Origin of the sequence: Bradyrhizobium sp. ISRA436, assembly GCF_029910015.1 — a bacterium.
GTDB lineage: Bacteria > Pseudomonadota > Alphaproteobacteria > Rhizobiales > Xanthobacteraceae > Bradyrhizobium.
Window position 1 is genome coordinate 3,762,977 of the sequence record NZ_CP094519.1, and the last position, 23,466, is coordinate 3,786,442.

25 protein-coding genes are annotated in these 23,466 nt (G+C 64.7%); 9 read left to right on the forward strand and 16 right to left on the reverse strand.

Going from position 1 to position 23,466, the window contains the following annotated elements; translation table 11 throughout:
- Window positions 1-2 precede the first annotated feature (2 nt).
- Window positions 3-1,187, reverse strand: a complete 1,185-nt coding sequence (locus tag MTX23_RS17830; protein WP_280971528.1) for a UbiH/UbiF family hydroxylase — start codon at window positions 1,185-1,187, stop codon at window positions 3-5.
- 133 nt (window positions 1,188-1,320) lie between these two features.
- Here MTX23_RS17830 and pcsA point away from each other — a divergent pair, with 133 nt between their 5' ends.
- From pcsA to MTX23_RS17845, 3 genes are all read left to right on the forward strand, one after another.
- The gene (pcsA, locus tag MTX23_RS17835) at window positions 1,321-2,049 is read left to right on the forward strand and encodes a phosphatidylcholine synthase (RefSeq protein WP_280971529.1); all 729 of its coding nucleotides are present in this window, start codon (window positions 1,321-1,323) and stop codon (window positions 2,047-2,049) included.
- Window positions 2,046-2,771 carry a TerC family protein gene (locus tag MTX23_RS17840; RefSeq protein WP_280971530.1) on the forward strand — a complete coding sequence of 242 codons (726 nt, stop codon included), beginning with the start codon at window positions 2,046-2,048 and terminating at the stop codon, window positions 2,769-2,771. The genes pcsA and MTX23_RS17840 overlap by 4 nt, the downstream gene beginning before the upstream one ends.
- Before the next feature lie 70 nt (window positions 2,772-2,841).
- Window positions 2,842-3,816 carry a quinone oxidoreductase gene (locus tag MTX23_RS17845; RefSeq protein WP_280971531.1) on the forward strand — a complete coding sequence of 325 codons (975 nt, stop codon included), beginning with the start codon at window positions 2,842-2,844 and terminating at the stop codon, window positions 3,814-3,816.
- 95 nt (window positions 3,817-3,911) lie between these two features.
- Here MTX23_RS17845 and MTX23_RS17850 read toward each other — a convergent pair whose 3' ends face one another.
- Both MTX23_RS17850 and rimO read right to left on the reverse strand, forming a co-directional pair.
- A complete protein-coding gene (locus tag MTX23_RS17850; protein ID WP_280971532.1) occupies window positions 3,912-5,108 on the reverse strand; it encodes an acetylornithine transaminase in 1,197 nt (398 codons plus the stop codon).
- Window positions 5,109-5,345: 237 nt separating this feature from the next.
- The gene (gene rimO, locus MTX23_RS17855) at window positions 5,346-6,671 is read right to left on the reverse strand and encodes a 30S ribosomal protein S12 methylthiotransferase RimO (protein ID WP_280971533.1); all 1,326 of its coding nucleotides are present in this window, start codon (window positions 6,669-6,671) and stop codon (window positions 5,346-5,348) included.
- A gap of 218 nt (window positions 6,672-6,889) precedes the next feature.
- Here rimO and MTX23_RS17860 point away from each other — a divergent pair, with 218 nt between their 5' ends.
- The 3 genes from MTX23_RS17860 (at window position 6,890) to MTX23_RS17870 (ending at window position 9,059) form a co-directional block, all read left to right on the forward strand.
- The gene (locus tag MTX23_RS17860; RefSeq protein ID WP_280971534.1) at window positions 6,890-7,480 is read left to right on the forward strand and encodes an ANTAR domain-containing protein; all 591 of its coding nucleotides are present in this window, start codon (window positions 6,890-6,892) and stop codon (window positions 7,478-7,480) included.
- Window positions 7,477-8,634, forward strand: coding sequence for a CmpA/NrtA family ABC transporter substrate-binding protein (locus MTX23_RS17865; protein WP_280971535.1), 1,158 nt, complete (start codon window positions 7,477-7,479; stop codon window positions 8,632-8,634). The genes MTX23_RS17860 and MTX23_RS17865 overlap by 4 nt, the downstream gene beginning before the upstream one ends.
- Before the next feature lie 272 nt (window positions 8,635-8,906).
- Window positions 8,907-9,059, forward strand: coding sequence for a hypothetical protein (locus tag MTX23_RS17870; protein ID WP_280971536.1), 153 nt, complete (start codon window positions 8,907-8,909; stop codon window positions 9,057-9,059).
- A 75-nt stretch (window positions 9,060-9,134) separates the two neighbouring features.
- Here the strand turns inward: MTX23_RS17870 and MTX23_RS17875 are convergent, their stop codons facing one another.
- Genes MTX23_RS17875 through MTX23_RS17890 form a run of 4 tightly spaced genes read right to left on the reverse strand, consistent with a single transcriptional unit; the run spans window position 9,135 to window position 11,905 of the window.
- On the reverse strand, window positions 9,135-9,908 hold the full coding sequence (locus tag MTX23_RS17875) for a 5-oxoprolinase subunit PxpA (protein WP_280971537.1): 774 nt from the start codon (window positions 9,906-9,908) through the stop codon (window positions 9,135-9,137).
- A gap of 30 nt (window positions 9,909-9,938) precedes the next feature.
- A complete protein-coding gene (locus tag MTX23_RS17880) occupies window positions 9,939-10,982 on the reverse strand; it encodes a biotin-dependent carboxyltransferase family protein (RefSeq protein ID WP_280971538.1) in 1,044 nt (347 codons plus the stop codon).
- Window positions 10,979-11,710 (reverse strand): 5-oxoprolinase subunit PxpB, encoded by a 732-nt coding sequence (gene pxpB, locus MTX23_RS17885; RefSeq protein ID WP_280971539.1) that lies wholly within the window; start codon window positions 11,708-11,710, stop codon window positions 10,979-10,981. The genes MTX23_RS17880 and pxpB overlap by 4 nt, the downstream gene beginning before the upstream one ends.
- Window positions 11,711-11,713: 3 nt before the next feature.
- Window positions 11,714-11,905, reverse strand: a complete 192-nt coding sequence (locus MTX23_RS17890) for a hypothetical protein (RefSeq protein WP_280971540.1) — start codon at window positions 11,903-11,905, stop codon at window positions 11,714-11,716.
- Between the two features lie 17 nt (window positions 11,906-11,922).
- Between MTX23_RS17890 and MTX23_RS17895 the strand changes: the two genes are divergently transcribed.
- Together MTX23_RS17895 and MTX23_RS17900 are read left to right on the forward strand one after the other, a co-directional pair.
- Window positions 11,923-12,621, forward strand: a complete 699-nt coding sequence (locus tag MTX23_RS17895) for a ribonuclease activity regulator RraA (protein WP_280971541.1) — start codon at window positions 11,923-11,925, stop codon at window positions 12,619-12,621.
- Window positions 12,622-12,644: 23 nt separating this feature from the next.
- On the forward strand, window positions 12,645-13,049 hold the full coding sequence (locus MTX23_RS17900) for a cupin domain-containing protein (RefSeq protein ID WP_280971542.1): 405 nt from the start codon (window positions 12,645-12,647) through the stop codon (window positions 13,047-13,049).
- Between the two features lie 99 nt (window positions 13,050-13,148).
- Here the strand turns inward: MTX23_RS17900 and MTX23_RS17905 are convergent, their stop codons facing one another.
- The 8 genes from MTX23_RS17905 to MTX23_RS17940 all read right to left on the reverse strand — a co-directional run bounded on the left by MTX23_RS17905 (window position 13,149) and on the right by MTX23_RS17940 (window position 21,547).
- On the reverse strand, window positions 13,149-13,922 hold the full coding sequence (locus MTX23_RS17905) for a transporter substrate-binding domain-containing protein (protein ID WP_280971543.1): 774 nt from the start codon (window positions 13,920-13,922) through the stop codon (window positions 13,149-13,151).
- Window positions 13,923-14,009: 87 nt separating this feature from the next.
- Window positions 14,010-14,549: a hypothetical protein gene (locus MTX23_RS17910; protein ID WP_280971544.1), complete on the reverse strand. Its 540-nt coding sequence runs from the start codon at window positions 14,547-14,549 to the stop codon at window positions 14,010-14,012.
- A gap of 79 nt (window positions 14,550-14,628) precedes the next feature.
- Complete coding sequence (locus MTX23_RS17915) at window positions 14,629-16,053, reverse strand: amidase (RefSeq protein WP_280971545.1); 1,425 nt, start codon at window positions 16,051-16,053, stop codon at window positions 14,629-14,631.
- Window positions 16,054-16,121: 68 nt separating this feature from the next.
- Entirely contained in the window at window positions 16,122-17,111 is a 990-nt protein-coding gene (locus MTX23_RS17920) for a hydroxyacid dehydrogenase (protein ID WP_280971546.1), read from the reverse strand.
- Between the two features lie 29 nt (window positions 17,112-17,140).
- Window positions 17,141-18,241, reverse strand: coding sequence for a sn-glycerol-3-phosphate ABC transporter ATP-binding protein UgpC (ugpC, locus tag MTX23_RS17925; protein ID WP_280971547.1), 1,101 nt, complete (start codon window positions 18,239-18,241; stop codon window positions 17,141-17,143).
- 4 nt (window positions 18,242-18,245) lie between these two features.
- Window positions 18,246-19,157: a carbohydrate ABC transporter permease gene (locus tag MTX23_RS17930; protein WP_280971548.1), complete on the reverse strand. Its 912-nt coding sequence runs from the start codon at window positions 19,155-19,157 to the stop codon at window positions 18,246-18,248.
- Entirely contained in the window at window positions 19,157-20,089 is a 933-nt protein-coding gene (locus MTX23_RS17935) for a sugar ABC transporter permease (protein ID WP_280971549.1), read from the reverse strand. The genes MTX23_RS17930 and MTX23_RS17935 overlap by 1 nt, the downstream gene beginning before the upstream one ends.
- Window positions 20,090-20,206: 117 nt before the next feature.
- The gene (locus MTX23_RS17940; protein ID WP_280971550.1) at window positions 20,207-21,547 is read right to left on the reverse strand and encodes an extracellular solute-binding protein; all 1,341 of its coding nucleotides are present in this window, start codon (window positions 21,545-21,547) and stop codon (window positions 20,207-20,209) included.
- A 492-nt stretch (window positions 21,548-22,039) separates the two neighbouring features.
- Here MTX23_RS17940 and MTX23_RS17945 point away from each other — a divergent pair, with 492 nt between their 5' ends.
- Window positions 22,040-22,795, forward strand: coding sequence for a Spy/CpxP family protein refolding chaperone (locus tag MTX23_RS17945; RefSeq protein ID WP_280971551.1), 756 nt, complete (start codon window positions 22,040-22,042; stop codon window positions 22,793-22,795).
- A 257-nt stretch (window positions 22,796-23,052) separates the two neighbouring features.
- On the opposite strand, the gene MTX23_RS17950 is transcribed toward MTX23_RS17945, so the two are convergent.
- A complete protein-coding gene (locus MTX23_RS17950) occupies window positions 23,053-23,454 on the reverse strand; it encodes a VOC family protein (protein ID WP_280971552.1) in 402 nt (133 codons plus the stop codon).
- Window positions 23,455-23,466: the final 12 nt, after the last annotated feature.

The window sequence follows — 23,466 nt, forward strand, 5'->3', positions numbered from 1 at the left end:
AGTCACCGCCGCCACGACGGTGCCAGGCCCTCGCGCATCGCGAGCCGGCGCAGCGGGCCGATCGCGCCGATCAGATGCAGGCCGGCGGCACGCGCGGTCTGCATCGGCAGGAAGTCGCTGAGCAGGGATCGGTTGGCGAGGTCGATCGCCCAGGTCCGGCTGGCGACGTCGGGTGGCCGCGCCGCTTGGTAGCGCGACAGCACCCGCGGCGCGCCAGGGTCCTCGCCGTGCGCGATCGCTTGGCCTGCGATCTCGGCGATGTCGGCGGCGTCGCGCAGCCCCATGTTCAGACCCTGCGCGCCGATCGGCGGCAGCACATGCGCGGATTCGCCGACCAGCGCGATGCGGTGCTTGGCGAATTGCCGGGGCCGCTCAATGGCGAGCGGAAACACATTGCGTCCGGGTTCGACCTGGACGCGGCCGAGGATGGAATGGGATTGCCGCTCCGCGGCCGCGGACAGTTCATCGTCGCCGAGCGCTTTGAGCCGCTCGGCCTCCTTGGGTGCGCAGACCCAGACTACACTGCTCCGGTTGCCGGAGAGCGGCACGAACACGCAAGGGCCGTGCTCGGTGTGGAACTCGGTCGAGATGTTCCGGTGCGGCCGGGAATGGCTGATGTTGAAGGTGAGGGCGCACTGGCCGAGATCGCGTCTGACGACCTCGATGCCGGCGGCCTCGCGGGACAGCGAATTGCGCCCGTCGGCGCCGACCGCAAGCCGCGCCGACAAGGACTGGCCCCGCTGCGTCTGCACGGAGACCGCCGCATCGTCAGGATGGATCGCAGCCGCCTCGTCGTCGAACCGCGTCAGCGCCAGCAACTCGCCGGCGCGCTCCTCGAGCGCTGCGACCAGCGAGCGGTTGTCGATGTTGAACCCGAATTGCTCGCGGCCGATCTCCTCGGCGGAGAAGCGTACCTCGGGCGCGCGGATCAGGCGGCGGGTGTCGTCGACGAGGCGCATGGTCTTGAGGGCGGCGGCCCTGTCGCGGCAGCGGCGCCAGACGTCCAGCCGCTCCAGGAGATCGGTCGAAGCCCCCAGCAGGGCGGTGGTGCGGTTGTCGGCATAGGGCGCCCGGCGCGCCAACAGCGCGGTCCGCGCGCCGGCGTCGGCCAGGGCGACGGCCGCGGTCAACCCGGCCGGACCACCGCCGATTACGATAACGTCATAAACCTGAGTATTGTCGGTCATGCCGGAACAATTGACACGGTTCGCGCCATTTTCAAGCAGCCAGCAACCGCAAAAGTTTCCGACAATTTGCGCGGCCGAAGGCCGCAAGAGCGCATATGCAAAGCGGGTCGATTCCTGATAGCACTGCAGCAATATGGACCAGACCAGCCAGCCGGGTGCGTTGCCGGAGCGGATGCGGACCGCCGCATTTTCCGTTCATATTTTCACGGCGCTGGGAGCGGGTGTCGCGCTGCTGGCGATGCTGGAGGCGGTGCGCGAGCACTGGGCCAGCATGTTCGGCTGGCTCGGGGTGGCGCTGATCATCGACGGCCTCGACGGTCCGCTGGCGCGCAAGTTTGACGTGGTGCGCTTGCAGCCGAACTGGTCGGGCGAGGTGCTCGACCTGGTGGTCGATTTCGTCACCTATGTGTTCGTGCCGGCCTATGCGATCACCGCGAGCGGCATGCTGCTGCCGCTGGCCGGGCCGATTCTCGGCATCGGGATCGTGGTCTCGAGCGCGCTCTATTTTGCCGATCGCCGCATGAAGGCCGAGGACAACCATTTCCGCGGCTTCCCGGCGCTGTGGAATGCGGCGGCGTTCTATCTGTTCCTGCTGCATCTGCCGCCGATGCTGTCGACGCTCGTGGTGGCGATCCTGATCGCGCTGACCTTCGCGCCGTTTCATGTGCTGCATCCGTTGCGCGTGGTGCGGCTGCGCTGGCTGACCCTCGGGCTGCTCGCCGCCTGGGCGCTGCTCGCCCTCTACACCGTGGCGAAAGACTTCATGGTCGGGACGTCAGTCACCGTCGCACTCTGCGCCATCGCCGCCTACATCGTCGGCAGCGATACCCTGATCCGCCGCGTGAGGGCATTCAGAGAATGATGGAATTGATCGCGAGCCCGGAGGCCTGGGCTGCGCTGTTGACATTGACTGCCCTGGAGATCGTCCTCGGCATCGACAACGTGATCTTCCTCTCGGTGCTCGTCTCAAGGATTCCGCAGCCGCAGGCCAAGCGCGCGCGGCAGATCGGCCTGCTGCTGGCGCTGGTGTTCCGCATCATCCTGCTCAGCCTCCTGGTGTGGCTGATCGGCTTGACGCAGCCGGTGATCACCATCAAGAGCGTCGCGCTGTCCTGGCGCGACCTCATCCTGATCGGCGGCGGCCTGTTCCTGATCGCCAAGGCGACCCACGAGATCCACGGCGAGGTCGAGGCGCGCGACACGGGCGAGCAGACCCAGCCGACTGCCAGCGCATTCTTCTGGGTGATCGTGCAGATCATCATCGTCGACCTGGTGTTCTCACTGGATTCGATCATCACCGCGATCGGCATGGCGCAGGATCTCGAGATCATGATCGCTGCGGTCGTGATCGCCTGTGTCATCATGTACGTCTCGTCGGGACCGGTGGCGCGATTTATCGCAGAGCATCCCACCACCAAGATGCTGGCGCTCGCATTCCTGGTGCTGATCGGCGTCGCGCTGGTGGCCGACGGATTCAAATTCCACATCCCGCGTGGCTACATCTATTTCGCAATCGCGTTCTCGGCCGCGGTCGAGATGTTCAACGTGCTGGCGCGACGCAACCGCAAGAGGGTGGCGGGATAGGCCGGCTCGGTTGACAAGACGGCTCTGATGGCATTCGCTCGCGTTACTTGAGATCAAGGGAGCGATCGACATGACCAAGGCTGTGCGGGTGCACAAAGTAGGGGGCCCGGAAGTCCTGACCTATGAGGATGTCGAGGTGCCGGCGCCCGGGGTTGGCGAGGTGCGCATCCGGCAGCACGCGGTCGGCCTGAACTTCATCGACGTCTATTTCCGCACCGGCCTCTACAAAGCGCCCGGCCTGCCCTTCATCGCCGGCAATGAGGCGTCCGGCGAGGTCCTGGCCGTCGGTTCCGGAGTGACCAACTTCCATCCCGGCGATCGCGTCGCCTATTACCACAACCTCGGCGGCTACGCCTCCGAGCGTGTCATCCAGGCCGACAAGCTGGTCAAGCTGCCCGATCACATCACCTATGAGCAGGGCGCCGTGCTGATGCTCAAGGGCCTGACGGTCTGGTACCTCCTGCACAAGACCTTCAAGGTCGAGCCCGGCCATCGCGTGCTGATACACGCCGCGGCCGGCGGCATCGGGCTGCTCGCCTGCCAATGGGCGCGGGCGCTCGGCGCGCATGTCATCGGCACCGTCGGCTCGAAGGCGAAGGCCGATCTCGCGCTCGCCAACGGCTGCGACCATGTCATCCTCTACAACGAGGAGAACTTCGTCGAACGCGTCAAGCAGATCAGCCGCGGCGAGCTGTGCGACGTCGTCTATGACGGCGTCGGCAAGACCACCTTTCCGGGATCGCTGTCATGCCTGCGGCCGCGCGGCCTGTTCGTCTCGTTCGGCAACGCCTCCGGTCCGGTGCCGCCATTTCCGCTCGCCGAACTCAACATCCACGGCTCGCTGTTTGCGACCCGGCCGAAGCTCAACGACTATGTCGGCACCCGCAAGGAGCTGCTGGAGGGCGCCGACACGCTGTTCGCGGCCGTGATCAACGGCAAGCTGCACGTGCCGATCAACCATGCCTATGCGCTGAAGGACGTAGCGAAGGCGCATATCGATCTGGAGAGCCGGGCGACCACGGGCGCGGCGATCTTAAGGCCGTAGTTCCACGTCGTTCCGGGGCGATGCGCAGCATCGAACCCGGAACTTCGAGATTCCGGGTTCACGCTCCGCGTGCCCCGGAATGACTGCGATCATTGCTACGCCACTCTTCGTGCCGCGCCGACCTTCGTCAGCACCACATCCAGGCAATCGATCATCGCCGAGATTTCCTCGCGCGTGACGTTGAGTGCTGGCATGAAGCGCAGCGTATCCGGCTGCGGCGAGTTGATCAGCACGCCGGCCGCGAAGGCCTGTGCGACGACGGCGGCACCGATCGGCATCTTGAGGTCGAGTGCGAGCAGAAGGCCGCAGCCTCTGATGTTACCGAGTCCATGCCGCGACGACAGCCGCTGCAATTCGCTCTCGAGGAACAGGCCGGTATCGGTCACGGATTTGAGGAAATCGGGTTGGCCGACTTGCGCGAGCACCGCGAGGCCCGCGGTGCACATCAACGGATTGCCGTTGAACGTGCCGCCCTGGTCGCCGTGATCGAAACATGACGCGTGTTCGGTTGCGAGCAGCGCCGCGAGCGGCACGCCGCCGCCGATGCCCTTGCCGAGCGTCATGATGTCGGGCTCGATCCCGGCATGCTCATAGGCGAACAGCTTTCCGGTCCGGCCCATGCCGGTCTGGATCTCGTCGACGATCAGCAGCAGGCCGCGCTGCTGGGTCAGCGCGCGCAACTCTTGCAGGAATTGATCGGTCGCGGGCCACACGCCGGCTTCACCCTGGATCGGCTCCAGCATCACGGCGACCGTTGATGGCGAAATCAATCGGCGGACCGATTCGATGTCGTTCAGCTTTGCCTTCCGGAAGCCCGGGACCTTGGGCTCGAACAGCGGCTCGAACGCCTTCTTGCCCGAGGCCGACATGGTCGCGAGCGTCCGGCCGTGGAAGCCGCCCTCGAAGGTGATGATCTCGTGGGCGCCATTCTTGTACTTGGCGCCGTATTTGCGCGCGAGCTTGATCGCGCCCTCATTGGCTTCTGCTCCGGAATTGGCAAAGAACACCTGGTCAAAGCAGCTTCGTTCGACCAGCGCCTTTGCCAACTGCAAGCTGGGGCCATTGTAGAAGGCGGGACTCGGCGTCAGCAGCCGCTTGGCCTGCGCGGCCAGTGCCTCGGCAACCGCGGTCGGCGCGTGACCGAGCGGATTGACGGCCCAGCCCTGCACGAAATCGAGATAGCGGTTGCGGTTGTCGTCCCAGAGGTAGGAGCCCGCGCCGCGCACGAACACGACCTCGGGGCGAGCGGTGATGTCCATCAGCGCGTCGAACGGATGGGCAGCGTTGGTCATGTCGATCTCCTCTGGGGTCAGTGTGGGGAAAGGGCAGGCCGAAAAGCGAGAAGGCCGCGCTTTGGGGCGCGGCCTTCTCGAAAACCTTGGCTGATCGTCTAGCTAATCAGCGCTGGCGTCGGACACGGCGCGACCCATCATCGTCGTTGGTACGACGACGGCAGATGGCGCGGCGGTTGGTCCGGTTCAGCTTCATGGCGCAGGCCCATACAGCCGAACGCCGGCAGATGTCAAGCGTCAGAATCCGGCGACGCTGCCGTGCAGATCGTATTCGTCGGAGCGTTCGATCTTTGCGGTGACGATCTCGCCGACCTTGAGCGGCCGGCGGCTGGAGAGATAGACGGCGCCATCGATCTCCGGCGCGTCGGCCTTTGACCGGCCCTTTGCCACGGTCGGACCGACCTCGTCGACGATCACCTGCTGGCGGGTGCCGAGCTTGCGCTTCAGGCGCTTCGCCGAAATTTTCTGCTGGCGCGCCATCAACGCGTTCCAGCGCTCCTGCTTGACCTCGTCGGGCACGGCATTGGCAATCGCGTTCGAGGCGGCGCCGGCGACCGGTTCGTATTTGAAGCAGCCGAGACGGTCGATCTGGGCTTCCTCGAGCCAGTCGAGCAGATAGGCGAAATCGGACTCGGTCTCGCCGGGGAAGCCGACGATGAAGGTCGAACGCAGCGTCAGGTCCGGGCAATGCTCGCGCCATTTCTGAATCCGCGCCAGCGTCTTCTCCTGCGCGGCCGGCCGCTTCATCGCACGCAGCACATCCGGACTCGCATGCTGGAAGGGGATGTCGAGATAGGGCAGCACCTTGCCCTCGGTCATCAGGCCGATGACCTCGTCGACATGCGGATAGGGATAGACATATTGCAACCGCACCCAGGCGCCGAGTTCGCCGAGTTCTTTCGCGAGATCGAAGAACTTGGCGCGGACGCTGCGGTCCTGCCACGGGCTCCCGGCATATTTCAGGTCGACGCCATAGGCGGAGGTGTCCTGCGAGATGACCAGCAGCTCCTTGACGCCGGACTTCACCAGCCGTTCGGCCTCGCGCAGTACGTCATTGGCCGGCCGCGAGACCAGGTCGCCGCGCAGCTTCGGGATGATGCAGAAGCTGCAGCGGTTGTTGCAGCCTTCGGAAATCTTCAAGTACGCGTAGTGCCGCGGCGTGAGCTTCACGCCCTGCGGCGGCACCAGGTCGAGATGCGGATTGTGGACCGGCGGCAGCGCACGGTGCACGGCCTCCAGCACGCTCTCATATTGCTGCGGGCCGGTGATTGAGAGCACGCCCGGGTAGGCGGTCTCGATCTGCTCGGGCTCGGCGCCCATGCAGCCGGTGACGATCACCTTGCCGTTCTCAGCCATGGCCTCACCGATCGCCGAGAGCGATTCCTGCTTGGCGCTGTCGAGGAAGCCGCAGGTATTGACGATCACGATGTCGGCGCCGTCATGCTTGCGCGCGAGCTCATAGCCTTCCGCGCGCAATCTCGTGATGATGCGCTCGGAATCGACCAAGGCCTTGGGGCATCCCAAGGAAACAAAGCTCACTTTCGGCGCGGCGGCCTGCTGCATCGGTTGAATCTGCCTGATTGATGGGCAGGAGCTAGTCCCAATTGCCGAGAATTACAACCCTTTCCGGGCGCGATCGGCGTGTTATGGATGCGGCTTGCCGGGATTTGCGATGGTGTTTTCGAGCGAAGTGGGTACCGGTTCACGTGAAGAAAGCGCGTCCAAACAGGAGGATGAGAGCATGATACGATCCAATCGGATCGCATCATGCTCGGTGGTCGATGAACGTTGAGACGTCTCCCAAGATCGTCATCGTCGACGAAAGCCCGATCCGTGCGGCCATCCTGGAGGAGGGGCTGCGGGAGGCGGGCTATTCGGAGGTCGTCCATATCAGCGAGATGCAGAGCCTGCTGGCGCGGATCTATGCGCTCGACCCTGAGATCATCGTTATCGACCTCGAGAACCCGAGCCGCGACGTGCTGGAACAGATGTTCCAGGTCAGCCGCGCGGTGCGCCGCCCGATCGCGATGTTCGTCGACCAGAGCGACTCCGCCTCGATCCAGGCATCGGTGGATGCGGGGGTTTCCGCCTACATCGTGGACGGCCTGAAGAAGGAGCGCATCAAGCCGATCCTCGATCTCTGCGTCTCCCGCTTCAATGCCTTTGCCAAGCTGCAGGACGAGCTCGACCGCACCAAGCACGCGCTGGAGGAGCGCAAGGTGATCGACCGCGCCAAGGGCATCCTGATGAAGATGAAGGGGCTGACCGAGGAGGAGGCCTACGTGCTGATGCGGTCGACCGCCATGCGCGAGAAAAAGAAGATCGGGGAGATTGCGCAATCGATCCTGACGGCGTCGGAGCTGCTGAAATGACCACACCATTGCGCATCGGGTTCATTCCGCTGGTCGACGCCGCCGCGCTGATCGTTGCCGCCGACAAAGGGTTCACGGCTGCCGAAGGGCTGGACGTGACCCTGGTGCGGGAAGTCTCTTGGTCGAATGTCCGCGACAAGCTCAATATCGGGCTGTTCGACGCCGCGCATCTGCTGGCGCCGGTTGCGATCGCCTCGAGCCTCGGGCTCGGTCACGTCAAGGTTCCGATCGCTGCTCCGTTCAATCTCGGGCTCAACGGCAATGCGATCACGGTATCGCCGGCGCTGCACGCCGCCTTGATGGACGAGATCGACGGCGATCGCTTCGATCCGATGGCCACATCGTGCGCGCTCGCCCGCGTGGTGGCGAAGCGGCGGAAGAGTGGGGCCGAGCCGTTGACCTTCGGCATGACCTTTCCGTTCTCGACCCACAATTATCAATTGCGGTTCTGGATGGCGGCCGGAGGCGTCGATCCCGACGAAGACGTCCAACTCGTGGTGCTGCCACCACCCTATATGGTGGACAGCCTTGCCAATGGACACGTCGATGCGTTCTGCGTCGGCGCTCCCTGGAATTCGATCGCGGTTGATCGTGGCATCGGCCACATCCTGCATTTCGCCGCCGACATCCTGCTCAGCGCGGCGGAGAAGGTGCTGGCGGTGCGCCAGAACTGGTCGGAAAAGCATCCCGACGTGGTGGCGGCGCTGCTGCGTGCGCATCTGCGTGCCGCCGAATTCATTGAGGATCCGCAGAACCGGTCCGAGGTGGCGCACATCCTCGCGCAGCCGGAACGGATCGGCGTCGACGCCAGCGTCGTCCAGCGCACGCTTGACGGCAGGTTGAAGATCGCGCCCGACGGCACGATGCGCGAAAGCCGCCGCTACCTGCTGGTCGGCCGCGAGGCCGCGGCGCGGCCCGATCCGGCGCAGGCAGCCTGGCTCTATGCGCAGATGGTCCGCTGGGGACAGGCGCCCTTCAAGCCGGATGCGCTCAAGGCCGCGATGGCCGTGTTCAGGCCGGACCTTTACGATGCCGCATCGGGGCGCCCCGCGGGGGCCGCCAATCCGATCGGCGCCTTTGCCGGTCCGCCGTTCGATCCCAATGACGTTCCCGGTCATCTGGCCGCGTTCAAGATCGGGCGCTGGAGGCCCTGAGCGCGGGCGGGGCAACGGCCGTGCCTCAGCTATCCAGCTCCCGGCTACTTTGCATGGGGTTGTTTTTGAGATTTTTGGTTATAGCGGGACTGGTGTGGGTTCCGGACGTCTCGAATTGCAACGAATAAGATTCTCGGTCGAACTCGCGCGAAGGAATTTTCCTCCCGGAACCGGGTTCCAGAAGGCGGCAGCATCGCTATTTTTGCCGCCCGCTTGAATCTGGGCGCGAACGCTATTCCATATCATCGGGAATGGGGCGTTGGAGATCGACCATGCGCGAGCTATCGACGGAAGCCCGTCTGCATCTTCACGCGCGGAACATTTCACGGAAGACCAGGACCAGCATTCACACCGTGGCGCTCTACAGTGCCTTTGCGGTGATCGCGGCGATCGTGTTCGGCACGCTGTCCGTTCATCCGTCCTGAAGCTTCGGGCAGAACATTCTCAACGAAATCCAAAAAGGGGGCGGCGGTAGCCGGCCCCTTTTGCTTGCTGGCAACTCAGTGCGCCGTCTTGAACGGCGCGACCGTGATGCCGGCATTCTTCAACGCCTCGCGGACGCCGCGCGCGATGTCGACGGCCCCACGCGTGTCGCCATGAATGCAGACGGTATCGGTCTGCATCTTGATCACCTTGCCGGTGACCGACACCACAGCGCCGTCCTGCACCATCCGCACCACGCGGTCGGCGATCGCCTTGGGATCGTGCAGCACCGCGCCGGGCTTCTTGCGCGAGACCAGGTTGCCGTCGTCCTCATAGGCGCGATCGGCGAACACTTCATGCGCCATCCGCAGATTGGCGGCTTCTCCGGCGCGCACCAGCTTCGAATTCGCGAGCACCACGAAGACCAGGCTGGGGTCGACCGCCTTGATCGCGCTGGCGATCGCGTTCGCCGTCATGTCGTCCTCGCAGGCGACGTTGGAGAGCGCGCCATGCGCCTTCACGTGGGTGACCTTGTGGCCGGCGGCGGTCGCGATCGCCTGCAGCGCGCCGATCTGATAGGCGACGAGGTTCTCGATCTCGGATGACTTCAGCCCAGGCACCGGGCGGCGGCCAAAGCCGTGCAGGTCGCGATAACCGGGATGCGCGCCGACGCTGACGCCGCGCGCCTTCGCCAGCTCGACCGTGTGGCGCATGATGTCGGCGTCGCCGGCATGGTAGCCGCAGGCGACGTTGACCGAGGTCGCAAGCTCGATCATCGCGGCATCATTGCCCATTTCCCACGGGCCGAAGCTTTCGCCGAGATCGCAATTGAGGTCGATGGTTGAGGTCATGACGATCGATCCGTTGTTGTTGGTGTTGATCTAGCCGGACGCGGGTTCGGCAGCCTGCCAGGTCGTTGCGTCGACGGCGCTGACCGCCTGACCTGCGACGTTAGCATCTCTCAGCGCCTCGATGTTGAGGCCGAAATCCTCGCTGCCGCGCAGCCGGTCGGGCAGGGAGCGCAGCAGCTCGTGGAACTTTCTTGCTTCCGCCTGCGCCTCCGCCATCGTCACGGCCTTGAAGCGGAACGGGCGGCCGGCGGAGACCTGCGCGAAGCGGCAGAAATCCGCCGATATTACGGTCGCGATCTTCGGATAGCCGCCGCTGGTGCCGCGGTCCGGCATCAGCACGATCGGTTGGCCATTGCCCGGGATCTGGATGCTGCCGTTCACCGTGCCGTCGGACACGATGTTGTGGCCGTCGAGATGCTTGATGACGGGACCTTCGAGGCGATAGCCCATGCGGTCGCTGGTGGCCGATATCTTCCATTCGCTGTCGAGGAACAGCTTCTTGCTCTCCCCGGAGAACTCGTCGTCCTGCGGTCCGAACACGATGCGGATCGGCGCGTCATTGATCGCCGGCAGCTCGATCCGGCGCTCGGCGGCGCCGCTCGCGGCTTCCGTCGTCAGCTCGTCGCCATTCTGCAGCGGCCGCGGGTAGGGGCTGCCGAGCCCGGCACGGGCATTGACCGCGAGGCTGCCGAACATCGGCTCACCTTCGATGCCGTGCTCGATCGCGAGATAGCTGAACGATCCGCCGCGGGCAAAGCCAAGCGTGAGGGTTTCGCCGTCCGCCAGCGTCGCCGAACTGTTGAAGGCGATCGCGCGGCCGCCGATCTCGGCACTGCGTGGCGCACCCGCAAGTCCCACCCGCACCGCGCCGCCGCGTGCGGTGAAGGCGGCGCCGAACGGCCCGATCTCGACCGCAGCCGCGAACGGCTCGTTGCCGACCAGCGCGTTGGCGGCAGCCAGCGCCAGCCGGTCGATCGCGCCGCTGGGCGTCAGGCCGTAGCGCTGCGATCCCGGGCGCCCACCGTCCTGCACCGAGCTCGCGGGGCCGATCGTGGTGACGACGAGCTTGCTCATGGCGTCACCAGTTCGGCGATGAACTCGCCGGCCTCGGCGGCGCGGTCCTGTTCCACGAATGTCTTGGCGTCCACTGCCGTGAAGGTGATGGCGTCCCCGGGCTCCAGCAGGAAGATCGGATCGCGATGCAGCTGGTAGGTTCTCACCGCCGTGCGGCCGAGCAGGTGCCAGCCGCTGGGGCCGGCAAGGCACTGCACGCCGGTCTGGATGCCGCCGATCGAGATCGTGCCCGCCGGGGTCAGCAGCCGCGGGTCCTTCCGGCGCGGCATATGCAGGAACTTTTCCAGGCCGCTCAGATAGGACCAGCCGGGTGTAAAGCCGATCATCGCGACGCGATAGTCGCCGGCTGTGTGACGCGCGACGATGTCTTCGGGCGTGGTGTCGAGCGCCTTCGCCACGTCCTCGAGGTCGATGCCGTTCTCGCCGCCATAGGCGACGGGGATGCGCCAGCGCCGCTTCCCGGCCGCGGTCGGCAGCGCCTTGGCCGCCCGCGCGAGCAGGTGCTCGCCAAGCGCGTCGAAGCCGATCTGCACCGGATCGTAATGCACCAGCAGCGAGCGATAGGTCGGCACGGTCTCGGTAATGCCCGCGATCGGCTCCGCGGCGATGATGCGGTCGAGCGCCAGCACCCGCCGGTTGGCGGCATCGTCGATGGTGCGGCTGAATTCCACCGTGATGGCACTGTCGCCACTCGGCAAAAGGCGGGGAGGGCTTAAAGGTTCGGCCATAGGTCAAGCAAACTCGTCGCGCATCAAGCTAGCGTGTTTTAGGGCGAAACGGAATTCGCCGGGTGCAAAATGATGCAGCAACTTCAATAAATTAATCGGCATGCTGGCGATAAATTTGGATGATCGCAGGATTTCCGCACGGCCCTTGACGCAAGGACTTTGCCCCGCAAGATGCGGCCACTGTTTTCCTCCCACCGGAGCCTCAAGTCCCGATGTCCCTGTCTGCCGAAGCGATTGCGACCCTGTCGCACGTCTCCACCGCCACCATCACCACGGTCCTACTGAAGAAGGGCCTGCGTAACGTCTGGATGCGCGGCACCAAGCCGCTGCGGCCGGGCGCAAAGCGGTTGGTCGGACCCGCCTTCACGCTGCGCTTCGTACCGGCTCGCGAGGATCTGGCAACGCCGGAATCCTGGTCGTCGCCGATCTCGACCCGGACCGCGATCGAAGCCATGCCGGAAGGCTGCATCGCCGTGGTCGACGCCATGGGCATCACCGATGCCGGCATCTTCGGCGACATTCTGTGTGCCCGCATGGTCAAGCGCGGCGTGACCGCGTTGATCACCGACGGCGTTGTGCGCGATGTCGAGGGCGTGCTCGGCACGGGCCTTCCGGTGTGGTGCGACGGCTATGCGGCGCCGCCGTCGGTGGCGGGCCTGACCTTCGTCGGCTGGGGTGAACCGATCGGTTGCGGGGGCGTTGCCGTGTTCCCGAACGACATCGTGGTCGCCGACCAGGATGGCGCGGTGCTGATCCCGCAGGCGTTCCTCGACCACGTGCTGGCCGAAGGGCCGGAGCAGGAACGGATGGAGGCGTGGATCGTCAATGAGGTGAACAACGGCGCCCAGTTGCCCGGGCTCTATCCGATGAACGCCGAGACCAAGGCGCGCTACGCCGCAAGCAAGAAATAACTTCAGGAGAGCGAGGTAAGCCCATGGATATCCACGTTGCCGGCTCGCGGCCGACCCGCCGCGCGCCGAAGGAGAATTTCACCGGCACCGTGCTGCAGGATCCCATCAACATGGCGCCTGCGCCGGCGCGGCTCAACGCCTCGCGCGTGTCGTTCGAGCCTGGAGCGCGGACCGCCTGGCATTCCCATCCGCTCGGCCAGACGCTCTACGTGATATCAGGCATCGGCCGCGTGCAGGCCAAGGGCGGGCCTATCAGGGAGATCCGCCCCGGCGACGTCGTCTGGATTCCGCCGAACGAGAAGCACTGGCATGGCGCGTCGCCTGGCAACAGCATGACCCATATCGCCATGCAGGAGGCGCTCGACGGCGTCTACTCGACCTGGATGGAGCACGTCACCGACGAGGAATACAACGGCAAGGTCGGCTGAGCCGCCGACCAGTAGCCCGGATTGCGCGATGCTCGATCCGGGCTACGACACTCGATCAGGTCCAGATCTGGCCGCCGGAAGCCGCGTGCTTCGGCTGCGCTATTCAAACCATGCGGCGTAGATCTTCTTGTAGGTGCCGTCTTCCTTCGAGATGTGCAGCCACTGATCCACGAAATCCTTCAGCGCCGCGTCGCGCTGCAGCCAATAGGCCTTCTCCGCGAAGTCGAACGGCTTGTCGGGATGCACCGCGCAGAGCACGCCCGGATGCAGCTTCTGCTGATAGCGCGTCTCGGATGCGTCGGTCATCATCAGGTCGGCGTCGCCCCTGGCGATCTCGTCGAAGATCTTCGTGTTGTCGTTGAACACGCGGATATCGGCGCTCTTCACATTGGCGCGCGCGAAGCGCTCGTTGGTGCCGCCGGGGTTGACGATGACGCGGGTGCCCGGCTTGTCGATCTCGGCGAGCGTATCGTACTTGCCCCTGTCGGCGCAGCGCGCAATCGGCGTCTTGCCCTCGCGCATGATCGGGGTCGAGAACAGGCCTTTCTTCTGCCGGTCGAAGGTGATGGAGACGCCGCCCATCGCAACATCGAAATTGTCGGCCTCGAAATCCTTCATCATCTGCGGCCAGGACGTCGGCACGAACTCGACCTTGACGCCGAGCGCCTTGCCGAGCGCTTGCGCCATGTCGACGTCGAAGCCGCGGAACGTCTTCGTTTCCTTGTCGAGATAGGTGAAGGGCAGGTAGTCGCCGGTCATGCCGACGCGCAGGGTACCGCGTTTGAGAATGTCGTCGAGGCGGGACGGCGCTTGCTGCGCGTGAGCCACCGACAGCAGCATAGCCATGGCGAGGCCGACCAATGCACGAAACATCAACTTCTCCGTCAATTCCGATCACTGCAGCGCCCCGCTCGCGCCAGCATCGCTAGCGGTCAACGGCCGGCACCGATCTCGATAAGCCTAGGCCTCGCTGTCGTCCCTGGGCACGAGGCCGGCGGGGGCGGTGCGGCTGATCATGTCCTGCTTGAAATGCTCGAAGCGCTGCCGTGCCGCGGCCTCGCGATCGTCGACGAACTTGATCGCGGCATTGCCGTCCATCGGACCGTTGACCAGCGGGGTCGATCCCTCACCAAAGGTCTCGTCGACATAGTAGCGGCCGCCGTCCTCGCGCACCGTCCAGCGGAAGCGAAGCGCAGCCATCGGGCCAGGGCCGGTTTTGGAATAGCCATTGGCCTCAATCGGCTGGACCTTGGCCTCGATCGGTTGGATCTGCTCTGCTTCGCTCGGCTCCGGCTCGCTCTGCGTGGGCTCGTCCGCCTGTGGCAGAGGCGGGGGCAGCGTTACGGCCGCCGGCGCTTCCTCGTCGACTGGGGGCGGTGGCTCCTCGACTGTGGCCGGTGGATTGTCCGCCGCCTTGGCCGGTCCGGGAGGCGTCGTCGTCTGATCGAGAATGCTCGCGATCGCCGCAAGCGCATTGTCGGTCGGGTCGTCGTGAGGCACGGTTCGGTCTCCAGGCAAGGCGTCGGCCGGGTTTGCCGGCGCGACTTCTATCTACCTGACTTGGCTGCCCTTTGTCAGCCTACGCACAAACCGGCGGACGCTTGTCCCGCCACGGGCGGACTTGCTCGAGCTGGCCGGCCAGACGGAACAGCCGTCCTTCCTCGCCGAGCCTGGCCGCGAACATCATGCCGAGAGGGAGCCCGGCCTTGTTCCAGGCCAACGGCACGGACATTGCAGGCTGACCGGACATGTTGAACATCGAGGTGCCCGGCATGTAGCGGCGCAGGATCGGCGCGATGTGGCTCAAGTCCTCGGACATCGTGTTCAACTCGCCGAGCCGAAGCGGCGGCGCGCACAGCGTCGGGCTGAGGAAGACGTCGCAACCCTCGAAGAAGGTCGCAAGCCCGCGTGAAATCTGGAACGCGGCAAGCTGCGCGGCGACATAGTCTGCCGGTGTCAGCTTGAGTGAATTCTGCGCGCTGGCGAGCGTGAGGTGCTCGACATCGTCGGAGGTCAGAGCACGGCCGAATCGTTGCTCGAGCAGCCGCACCGTCAACGCCGTGTTGCCGCCGACGATCGCCGTCATCACCTGAGCCGGATCGGCGGCAAGCACCGGCGCGCGCTCTTCGACATGATGGCCGAGGCTCGCCAGGAGCTTGGCGACATCGCGGACTGCGGCGGCAATCTCGGGATCGATCGCATCGCCGTAGGGCGACTTGTCGGTGAAGCTGATGCGGAGCTGGCCGGGGTCGCGGCCAACCTCCTGCGAGAACGGCCGCTCCGGCGGCGGTGCGACATAGGGGCTCGACGGTTCGGGACCATGCACCGCGTCCATCATCACCGCGCTGTCGCGGACGCTGATGCTGAGCACATGGCCGACGGAGAAGCCGCCCCAGCCTTCGCCGCGGTCGGGGCCGACCGGGTTGCGCGCCCGGGTCGGCTTCATGCCGAACACGCCGGAGGCGGAGGCCGGAATCCGGATCGAGCCGCCGCCGTCGCTGGCATGCGCCACGGGCAGGATGCGCGCCGCGACCGCCGCGCCGGCGCCGCCGGACGAGCCGCCCGAGGAGTGTTCGAGATTCCATGGGTTACGGGTCGGCCCGAACAGGCGGGTTTCCGTCGTCGGCATCAGCCCGAATTCCGGACTCGAGCTCTTGCCGAACATCGTGACGCCGGCCTCCAGGAAGCGCTGGGCCAGCGTGCTGTTGTGATCGGCGACGAAGTCTGTCAGCACGCTGGCGCCCGACGTGGTGCGCGTGCCCTCGAGCGGATCGAGATCCTTCAGGAGGAACGGCACGCCGGTGAAGGGGCCGTCCGGCAGACCCTTGGCGATCTGGCGCTCGGCATAGTCGTAATGCTTGACAACGACCGCGTTGATCTGCGGGTCGACCTTCGCCGTGCGGGCGATCGCCTCGTCGAGCAGCTCCTTTGGCGTCACTTCTTTTCTGCGGACGAGCTCTGCGAGCCCGACCGCGTCGTAGTTGCCGAATTCCTTGAAACCCATATGGATGCTCCGCATCGCCGGGCCGACCTAGCGGATCGGCCGCAGCGCGAACGAGGGAGGCTGAAAGCTCAGCCGAGGACGTCCTGATTGATCACGTTCTGGCGCAGCGGATTGCCGTCGAGAACGCTCAGGATATTGCGCGCCGTCTGCTCGCTCATCCGATCGACCGCCTCGACGGTGACGCCGGCGACGTGCGGTGCCATGATCACGTTCGGCAGGCTGTGCAGGGGCTGGCCAACCGGCGGCGGCTCGACCTCGAACACGTCGAGGCCGGCGCCGGCGAGCTTGCCCGACACCAGCGCGTCGTGCAGCGCCTTTTCATCGACGATGCCGCCACGCGCGGTGTTGATGAGGTAGGCTGTCGGCTTCATGCGCCTGAGCCGGGCCGCGTTGAACATGCCGACCGTCTCCGGCGCCTTCGGGCAGTGGATGGTGACGAAATCCGCGCGCGGCAGCGCCGCGTCGAGGTCCAGCACTGCTTCGCAGCCGGCCGCCGTAATCTCTGCGGCGGACTTGTAGGGGTCGTACACCAGCACCTGCATTTCCATTGCCAAGCAGCGCTTGGCGGTGCGCGTGCCGATGCGGCCGAAGCCCACGATCAGGACCGTCTTGCCGTAGAGATCGAACGGCAGCACGCCGAGGCGGCTCGCCCAAGTGCCTTCCTTCACCATGGCGTGCATTTCCTGCGCGCGCTTGGCCAGCGTCAGCATCATGAACAGCGCGTGTTCGGCGACCGACGGGGAGTTCGCGGTGCCCGCGACCATCAGCGGCACCTTGCGGCGCGACAGCGCGGGCACGTCGACGGCATCATAACCGACGCCGATCCGCGTCACCACCTTCATGTCCTTGGATGCTTCGAGCTCAGCTTCGCCGAAGCGGGTCGCGCCGAGCGCCACGCCGTGGACGGGCGCGTGCTGCTCCAGCATGGCCTGGAAATCCTTGGCGGAGATCAGGTTCGGAAATTCGACGAGTTCGATGTCGTCCCGCTCGTTGAGGAGAGCGCGTGCCCCCGGCGACAATGTCTGGGTGACGAAAATCTTGTTCTTGTTGGTGGCCATTTCCTGCCCTTGAGGTTTCTTGTGCGCCGTCAAAGGACGGCGCCGGTCACCTCGTTTAGCAAATGCATATTGTTGAGGTCCACAGCCAATCGGAGCGGGCTGCCATCCTGCGCGCCGGCATTGGGGCTGACCCGGCCGCAGATCTGGGTGCCGTCGAGCGTGAAGTAGACCAGGGTCTCCATACCCATCGGCTCGGTGACGTCGAGCATCGCGTCGAACGGCTCGACGCCGGGCTCGGCATGCGGCCTGGACTCGGCGAGATGCTCGGGCCGGATGCCCAGCAGCAACTTGTCGGTTCGCGGCACGGCCTGGTAGCGGGCCGCACGTTGCGGTGGCAGCGGGAAGGCGAGGCGGTCGGTCAGCCGTACCTGCAACCTGCCTGCGTCGTCTTCGAGTCGGCACGGCACGAAGTTCATCGCCGGCGAGCCGATGAAGCTCGCAACGAACCGGGTCGCCGGCTTGTGATAAAGCTCGTTGGGCGTGCCGATCTGCTCGATCCGGCCGTGGTTCATCACCACGACGCGGTCGGCCAGCGTCATCGCCTCGACCTGGTCGTGGGTGACATAGACGGTCGTGGTGCGAACCTTCTGGTGCACCTTCTTGATCTCGATCCGCATCTGCACGCGCAGCTTGGCGTCGAGGTTGGACAGCGGCTCGTCGAACAGGAACACCTTCGGATTGCGCACGATCGCGCGCCCCATCGCGACGCGCTGGCGCTGGCCGCCGGAGAGCTGCTTCGGCTTGCGGTCGATCAGGTCGGTGATGTCGAGCATGCGCGCGGCTTCGGCGACCCGGGTCTTGATCTCTGCCTTCGGATAGTGCTTCAGCCGCAGCCCGAACGACATGTTCTCGGCCACCGTCATGTGCGGGTAGAGCGCGTAGTTCTGGAACACCATCGCGATGTCGCGGTCCTTCGGCGGCACGTCGTTGACGACGTCGCCGCCGATCATGATGTCGCCGTCGGAAATGTCCTCGAGGCCGGCGATCATCCTCAACGTGGTCGACTTGCCGCAGCCGGAGGGCCCGACCAGCACCACGAACTCATGGTCGGCGATGTCGAGATCGATGCCGCGCACCGCCTCGACGTCGTCATAACGCTTCACCACCTTGCGCAACGTCACGTCAGCCATGAGTTCAACCCTTTGTCGCACCGGCGGTCAGGCCGGCAATGTAGTAGTCCATCAGGAAGGCGTAGATGATCAGTGGCGGCGCGGCGCCGAGCAGGGCACCGGTCATGATCTGACCCCAGTTGAACACGTCGCCCTTGATCAGGGTCGTGATGATGCCCACCGGCAGCACGAGCTGGTCGGTCGAGGTCGTGAACACCAGCGGATAGAGGAACTGCGCCCAGGACACGGTGAAGGCGAAGATCGTCGCCGCGATCAAGCCGGGCAGCGCGACCGGGATGAAGATCCGCGTCAGCGTCTGGAACCAGCTCGCGCCGTCGATGATAGCAGCCTCATCGAGCTCCTTCGGGATCGAGGCGAAATAGCCAATCATGATCCAGGTGCAGAACGGCACCGTCAGCGTCGGATAGATGAACAGCAGAACATACCAGCGGTTGACGAGCTGGATGCCGGTCCAGTCGCCGAATTGCGCGAACATCTTGAACAGCGGAATGAACAACAGGCTGTCCGGAATGAGATACGTGAGGAAGACGCCGGTCGCGAGCGTGGCCGACCCCCAGAACTTCATTCGCGCCAGCGCGAAGGCTGCCGGCACGCTGATCAGCATGGTGATGGTCACCACGATGATCGAGACCCATGCCGAATTCCAGAAGAAGCGCAGGAACTGGTTCGAGCTCAGGAGCTCGATATAGTTCGAGAGCGTCGGATGAAAGACCCACCACGGATTGGTCGCCGCCGAGATCTCGGCGCTGCTCTTCAGCGAGGTGATCAGCATGTAGAGCGGCGGCGTCAGCGAGAAGATCGCAAACAGCACCAGGAAAAAATAGGACCAGCGCAGCGCCCAGGCGCGATCGCGGCTCATGCTGCCGTATTTGACCTTCCGTCGGGGACCGGACTTGTCGATCGTGACCGTGCTCATCAGGCTTCATTCCCGCGTTTGGTGACGTCGCGCAGGATGAAGATCGCCGCGATCGCCAGGATCGGCACCATGAACAGCGAAACGCTGGCGCCGAGCGGAATATCGCTGCCCTCGATGCCGACGCGGAACGCCCAGGTCGCGAAGATGTGGGTGTGGTCGAGCGGACCGCCGGCAGTCAGGATGCGCACGATGTCGAAATTGGCGAAGGTGACGATCAGCGAGAACAGAGTCGTGATCGCGATGATATTGCGCATCATCGGCAGCGTTACGTACCAGATACGCTGCCACCAATTGGCACCGTCGATGGCAGCCGCCTCATAGAGCTGCTCAGGCACCGATTTCAGCGCCGCCAGATACATGATCATGAAGAACGGCGCGCCGTACCAGACGTTGACCAGGATGACGGAGAAGCGCGCCCACATGGCATCACCGGTCCACGGGATCGGCCCGATGCCGAAGAGGGAGAGCGTGTAGTTGAACGCGCTGTAAGAGGGATCGAACAGCCAGAGCCAGGCCAGCGTGCTCATCGCCGGCGGGATCACCCACGGCACCAGCAGCATGCCGCGCCATTTCCGCTGCTTCTTGGCCGGCACGTTGTGCACGAAATGCGCGACGATGAAGCCGATCAGCGCTTTGAAGATCACCGCCGAGATGGCGAAAATGCAGGATTGCTTGACCACCAGCCAGAAGGTGTCGCGCTTGAACAGGAACTCGAAATTCCCAAAGCCGACGAATTTCGTCATCGCCTTGTTCAGCGTCGCCAGGTGCAGGGAATAGAGGGCTGGATAAAGCACCAGTACGCCAACCAGGAGGATCAAAGGCAGCGTCATCAGGAACGCGACCATCGACTTGCGCCGCAGCGCGTTGCGTAAGCCGGTGCGCCTGCGCGCAGCTGTCGCAACGCGGTTCGATCGCAAAGTGATATCAACCATGACGCAGGTCCCTTGCGCGGTTGGTTGTAGGACCGGCCGCCGATGCGGCGGCCGGAATGCGAAAGTGAGCCCTCGTACGGCCGACGTCGCAGGCCGTCGCGAGGACTCGGGTTGTCGTCAGCTTCGCATGAAGCCTTCGCACTCGCCTTCGGCCCAGGCGAGCGTGCTCTCCATGCTCTCACCCTGATAATATCTCAGGCACATCTTGGTCAGCGTGGCCTGGAAGTAGATTTGCTGTGCGACCTTGGGCGGTGCGGGCGAGGCCGCAATCGACAGCGTCTGATGGTGGTAGGGGTTCGGGTAGTGGTAGAGCGTGCCCTTCGGCGGCTCTTCCTCCGCCCAGACCTTCAAGGTCGTGAGCTTCTCGTAGGCCGGCAGATCATAGCCACCGCTTGCGACCACCATCTTCTCGATCGATGCCGGCTGCGACAGGAACGACAGCAAGCTCTTGGCTGCCTCCTTGTTCTTGGAGAACGACCAGATCGACCAGAAGAACGGCAGGTAGGGGGCGAAGCGACCCTTGGGGCCGGCTGGGAAGCCGTGGGTCCAGCATTGCGCAGCGACCTGCGGCGCATCGCGTTTGGCGACCGCCCATGCGCTTGGCGGGTTCATGATCATCGCACCCTTGCCGGACACCAGCCATTTGTTGTTGGAAGCGTCGTCCCAGGCCGAGACGTCGGGCGGCAGGAAGGCGATCAGCTTCTTGTAGAAGTCGAGGGCCTGGCGCACCGCATCGGTCTTGACCGTCAGATTGCCCTTGGCGTCGACGAGCTGGGCGCCGAATGACTGGAAGATCGCGCCTGCGGTGTCGACGCTATCGCTGGTCTCGCCGAGGCCGATGCCGAACGGGAAACCGCCCTTGTGGCAAGCTTCCGCTGCCTTCAGGAATGTGTCCAGGGTCCAGTTGTCGGCCTTTGGCGGGCTTCCGGCCGGATACATCGCCTGCACGTCAATGTTGGCCAGCTTCTTCATCAGGTCGATGCGCGAGCAGGGGCCTTTGATCTGGCTCCCGACGCTGGCGGGAACTCCAAGCCACTTGCCGTTGGCCTGACCGAGATACTTGACCGTGCCGTTGACCTCGCCGTTCAGCTTGATCAGCGGCTCCATGATGTCATTGACGGGCTCGAGCAGCTCGGCGTTGGACTGCGGCCACCATGTCGGCATCTGGAAAATGTCGTGGCCGGATTTCGCCTGGGCCTCGGCGGCGATGGTCACGATGTTCTTGTTGCCCTGGCTCGTGATGTAGTCGAGCTGGACCTCGACCTTCTCCTTCGCGGCCCACTCGTTGACCAACTCAGTAGAGGCCTTGTTGGCACCCGGTACCCAGTGGTCCCAGAAACCCATCGAGAGCTTTCCGGCAGCATAGGCGCCACGGACATAGGGGGCCGCAATTAGCGCCGCCGATGACAGCGCTGTCGCAGTAACGAATTGTCGTCGTGAAAGCTTCTTCCGTGACATGGCATTCCCTCCCTGGCGAGCCGACGGACAAAAAGACTTGGAAATCTCATTGCTAGTTATTGTGCGTCGCGTTCGCGCGACGTCGAGAGATTTCGTTGCTGCCGATCAGAACAGAATTGCTGGCGTCTGTCGAGAAATCACAGAGTTGCACGCATAGAACTAACGTTGTGGTCAAATCGCAGGCAGTGCAGCGCACATGATTGCGATTATAGCTCGATTGCAGCGGCCTTTGCGATCATGCTGCGCCGCACGCGGAAGCCAGGGCACGCGCATCTTTGCGCGGTGCGCCGTTGAGCCGCAGGTTCCTCGCCAAGCGGCAAGGGGGTTCGGGCGCCGCATGTCGTCATCGTCGTGCGCGTCGCCGCCAATAGACTTGGCGAAGCTGGAAACGATAAGGTCGGGATCAGTCGACGACCCGCATTGTCCCCCTGCATGAACTGGAAGCCTTAACTGGAAGCCTTCAATCCCACCCTCGAGCACGGAGACCCGATCATGCCCATCCCGGTAGCGAAGCCGCGCCTGTGGTGGAAACTGTGCGTCGCGGTCGGCACGGCGGCCACCGTTGCGCTGTTTGCAGGCCCCCATATCGTCGATGCGCAGATCGTGCAGGGCGTCGAAAAGGGTGCGCGCGAAGGCTCAAAGGCCGCCGGACCGGTCGGCGGCGTCCTGGGAGGCGCCATCGGAGGAGTGGTCGGGGTGGTGACCGGGGTCACGGGGGTATTCACCGGCAACAACGCCAACACTCCCAACGAGGCAAACGGCAAGAACGCGCAGTCGCAGTCGGGCGCGCCGAGAGACAAGCAGGGCGCCAAGGGCCCGAAGTCGGCCAAGACTGCGAGAGACAAGGGCGCGAAGCAAGCGGCCGTCCTGACCCAGGAGGGGGCGCCGCAACTCACCGCCGAGCAGATCGTCGCCAATAGCGACGCCAACATCGAACGGATCAAGACGGAGCTGAACCTCACGCCGGAACAGGAGAAGCACTGGCCGGGATTCAGCAGCGCGATGCACTATCTCGGTCACAACGGTGCCGACCGCGTCAATCTCCGCATCGCGCGGGCGCAACGCGATCCGCCCGACGACATCATCGAGCAGATGCGCAACGAGGCCCAGTTCCTTAACGATCGCGCCGTCGATCAGCGCAACGTCGCCGATGCGGCCGAGCCGCTCTACGCCAGCCTGGATGAGAAGCAGAAACAAATCTTCATCAATGAAATGGTGCGCCTCAGCCACGAGCGCGGGCTCGACTGACGCCGAACAGGTCAGGCCGCGACGAATAGCCGGGCCGCCAGGCCCTGGGGTAGGTTAAAGGCGCGACTCCCGGCTATCCTGCCGCAGCGGTGCGGCCCCGCCACCTGGTCATTCAATCTTGAAGAAAAGCGGACCGGATCACGCCCGACTGGTGGCCGAGTTGGGGTCTTGTCGGGAACCTGGGGCCTCCCGGTGCACGCGAAACCGGCAAACAACGGGGCTGGCCGATCAGGCGCAGGTAGTCCGACGATGTCTGTTCAGGTCTTCGGGAAGTTCAACTCCACGCCGATGCCGTCGGGGTCGTAGAGGAAGATCTGGGTGTCGCCGGTCCGCGGCACGATCTGCTCGCGGAATTTGACATGCCTGGCCTGCAGGCGCTTCCTGACGCCGTCGACGTCGGTGGCGGCGAAGGCGATGTGATCGAGGCGGCCGGTGTCCTCGTATTTCTTCTCGGTGCCGCGCACCACGATGCCTTCGCGCGGCTTGCGGGTGCCCATTAGGTGCACGGTCGCCTGGCCGCCCGAATAGAGCCAGTAGCCGGGGAAATCGAGTGGCGGGCGATCACCATTTTCCAGGCCCAGCACGTCGCAATAGAACTCCTTGGTCTTCTCGAGATCCTGCGGCTCGATGGTGTAATGCTGCAGTCCGCCCAATGGCATGGTTCTCCTCCT

Excerpts from the sequence above, each read along its gene's own strand:
- MTX23_RS17930 (WP_280971548.1), bottom strand. The coding sequence starts at position 19,157 with ATGAGCACGGTCACGATCGACAAGTCCGGTCCCCGACGGAAGGTCAAA.
- MTX23_RS17935 (WP_280971549.1), bottom strand. The coding sequence starts at position 20,089 with ATGGTTGATATCACTTTGCGATCGAACCGCGTTGCGACAGCTGCGCGC.
- MTX23_RS17870 (WP_280971536.1), top strand. The coding sequence starts at position 8,907 with ATGCGCGAGCTATCGACGGAAGCCCGTCTGCATCTTCACGCGCGGAAC.
- MTX23_RS17900 (WP_280971542.1), top strand. The coding sequence starts at position 12,645 with ATGGATATCCACGTTGCCGGCTCGCGGCCGACCCGCCGCGCGCCGAAG.
- pxpB (WP_280971539.1), bottom strand. The coding sequence starts at position 11,710 with ATGGCCGAACCTTTAAGCCCTCCCCGCCTTTTGCCGAGTGGCGACAGT.
- MTX23_RS17850 (WP_280971532.1), bottom strand. The coding sequence starts at position 5,108 with ATGACCAACGCTGCCCATCCGTTCGACGCGCTGATGGACATCACCGCT.
- MTX23_RS17830 (WP_280971528.1), bottom strand. The coding sequence starts at position 1,187 with ATGACCGACAATACTCAGGTTTATGACGTTATCGTAATCGGCGGTGGT.
- MTX23_RS17920 (WP_280971546.1), bottom strand. The coding sequence starts at position 17,111 with ATGGCCACCAACAAGAACAAGATTTTCGTCACCCAGACATTGTCGCCG.
- rimO (WP_280971533.1), bottom strand. The coding sequence starts at position 6,671 with ATGCAGCAGGCCGCCGCGCCGAAAGTGAGCTTTGTTTCCTTGGGATGC.
- ugpC (WP_280971547.1), bottom strand. The coding sequence starts at position 18,241 with ATGGCTGACGTGACGTTGCGCAAGGTGGTGAAGCGTTATGACGACGTC.
- MTX23_RS17865 (WP_280971535.1), top strand. The coding sequence starts at position 7,477 with ATGACCACACCATTGCGCATCGGGTTCATTCCGCTGGTCGACGCCGCC.
- MTX23_RS17880 (WP_280971538.1), bottom strand. The coding sequence starts at position 10,982 with ATGAGCAAGCTCGTCGTCACCACGATCGGCCCCGCGAGCTCGGTGCAG.
- pcsA (WP_280971529.1), top strand. The coding sequence starts at position 1,321 with ATGGACCAGACCAGCCAGCCGGGTGCGTTGCCGGAGCGGATGCGGACC.
- MTX23_RS17915 (WP_280971545.1), bottom strand. The coding sequence starts at position 16,053 with ATGGGTTTCAAGGAATTCGGCAACTACGACGCGGTCGGGCTCGCAGAG.
- MTX23_RS17905 (WP_280971543.1), bottom strand. The coding sequence starts at position 13,922 with ATGTTTCGTGCATTGGTCGGCCTCGCCATGGCTATGCTGCTGTCGGTG.
- MTX23_RS17840 (WP_280971530.1), top strand. The coding sequence starts at position 2,046 with ATGATGGAATTGATCGCGAGCCCGGAGGCCTGGGCTGCGCTGTTGACA.
- MTX23_RS17875 (WP_280971537.1), bottom strand. The coding sequence starts at position 9,908 with ATGACCTCAACCATCGACCTCAATTGCGATCTCGGCGAAAGCTTCGGC.
- MTX23_RS17895 (WP_280971541.1), top strand. The coding sequence starts at position 11,923 with ATGTCCCTGTCTGCCGAAGCGATTGCGACCCTGTCGCACGTCTCCACC.
- MTX23_RS17845 (WP_280971531.1), top strand. The coding sequence starts at position 2,842 with ATGACCAAGGCTGTGCGGGTGCACAAAGTAGGGGGCCCGGAAGTCCTG.
- MTX23_RS17860 (WP_280971534.1), top strand. The coding sequence starts at position 6,890 with ATGAACGTTGAGACGTCTCCCAAGATCGTCATCGTCGACGAAAGCCCG.
- MTX23_RS17945 (WP_280971551.1), top strand. The coding sequence starts at position 22,040 with ATGCCCATCCCGGTAGCGAAGCCGCGCCTGTGGTGGAAACTGTGCGTC.
- MTX23_RS17950 (WP_280971552.1), bottom strand. The coding sequence starts at position 23,454 with ATGCCATTGGGCGGACTGCAGCATTACACCATCGAGCCGCAGGATCTC.
- MTX23_RS17940 (WP_280971550.1), bottom strand. The coding sequence starts at position 21,547 with ATGTCACGGAAGAAGCTTTCACGACGACAATTCGTTACTGCGACAGCG.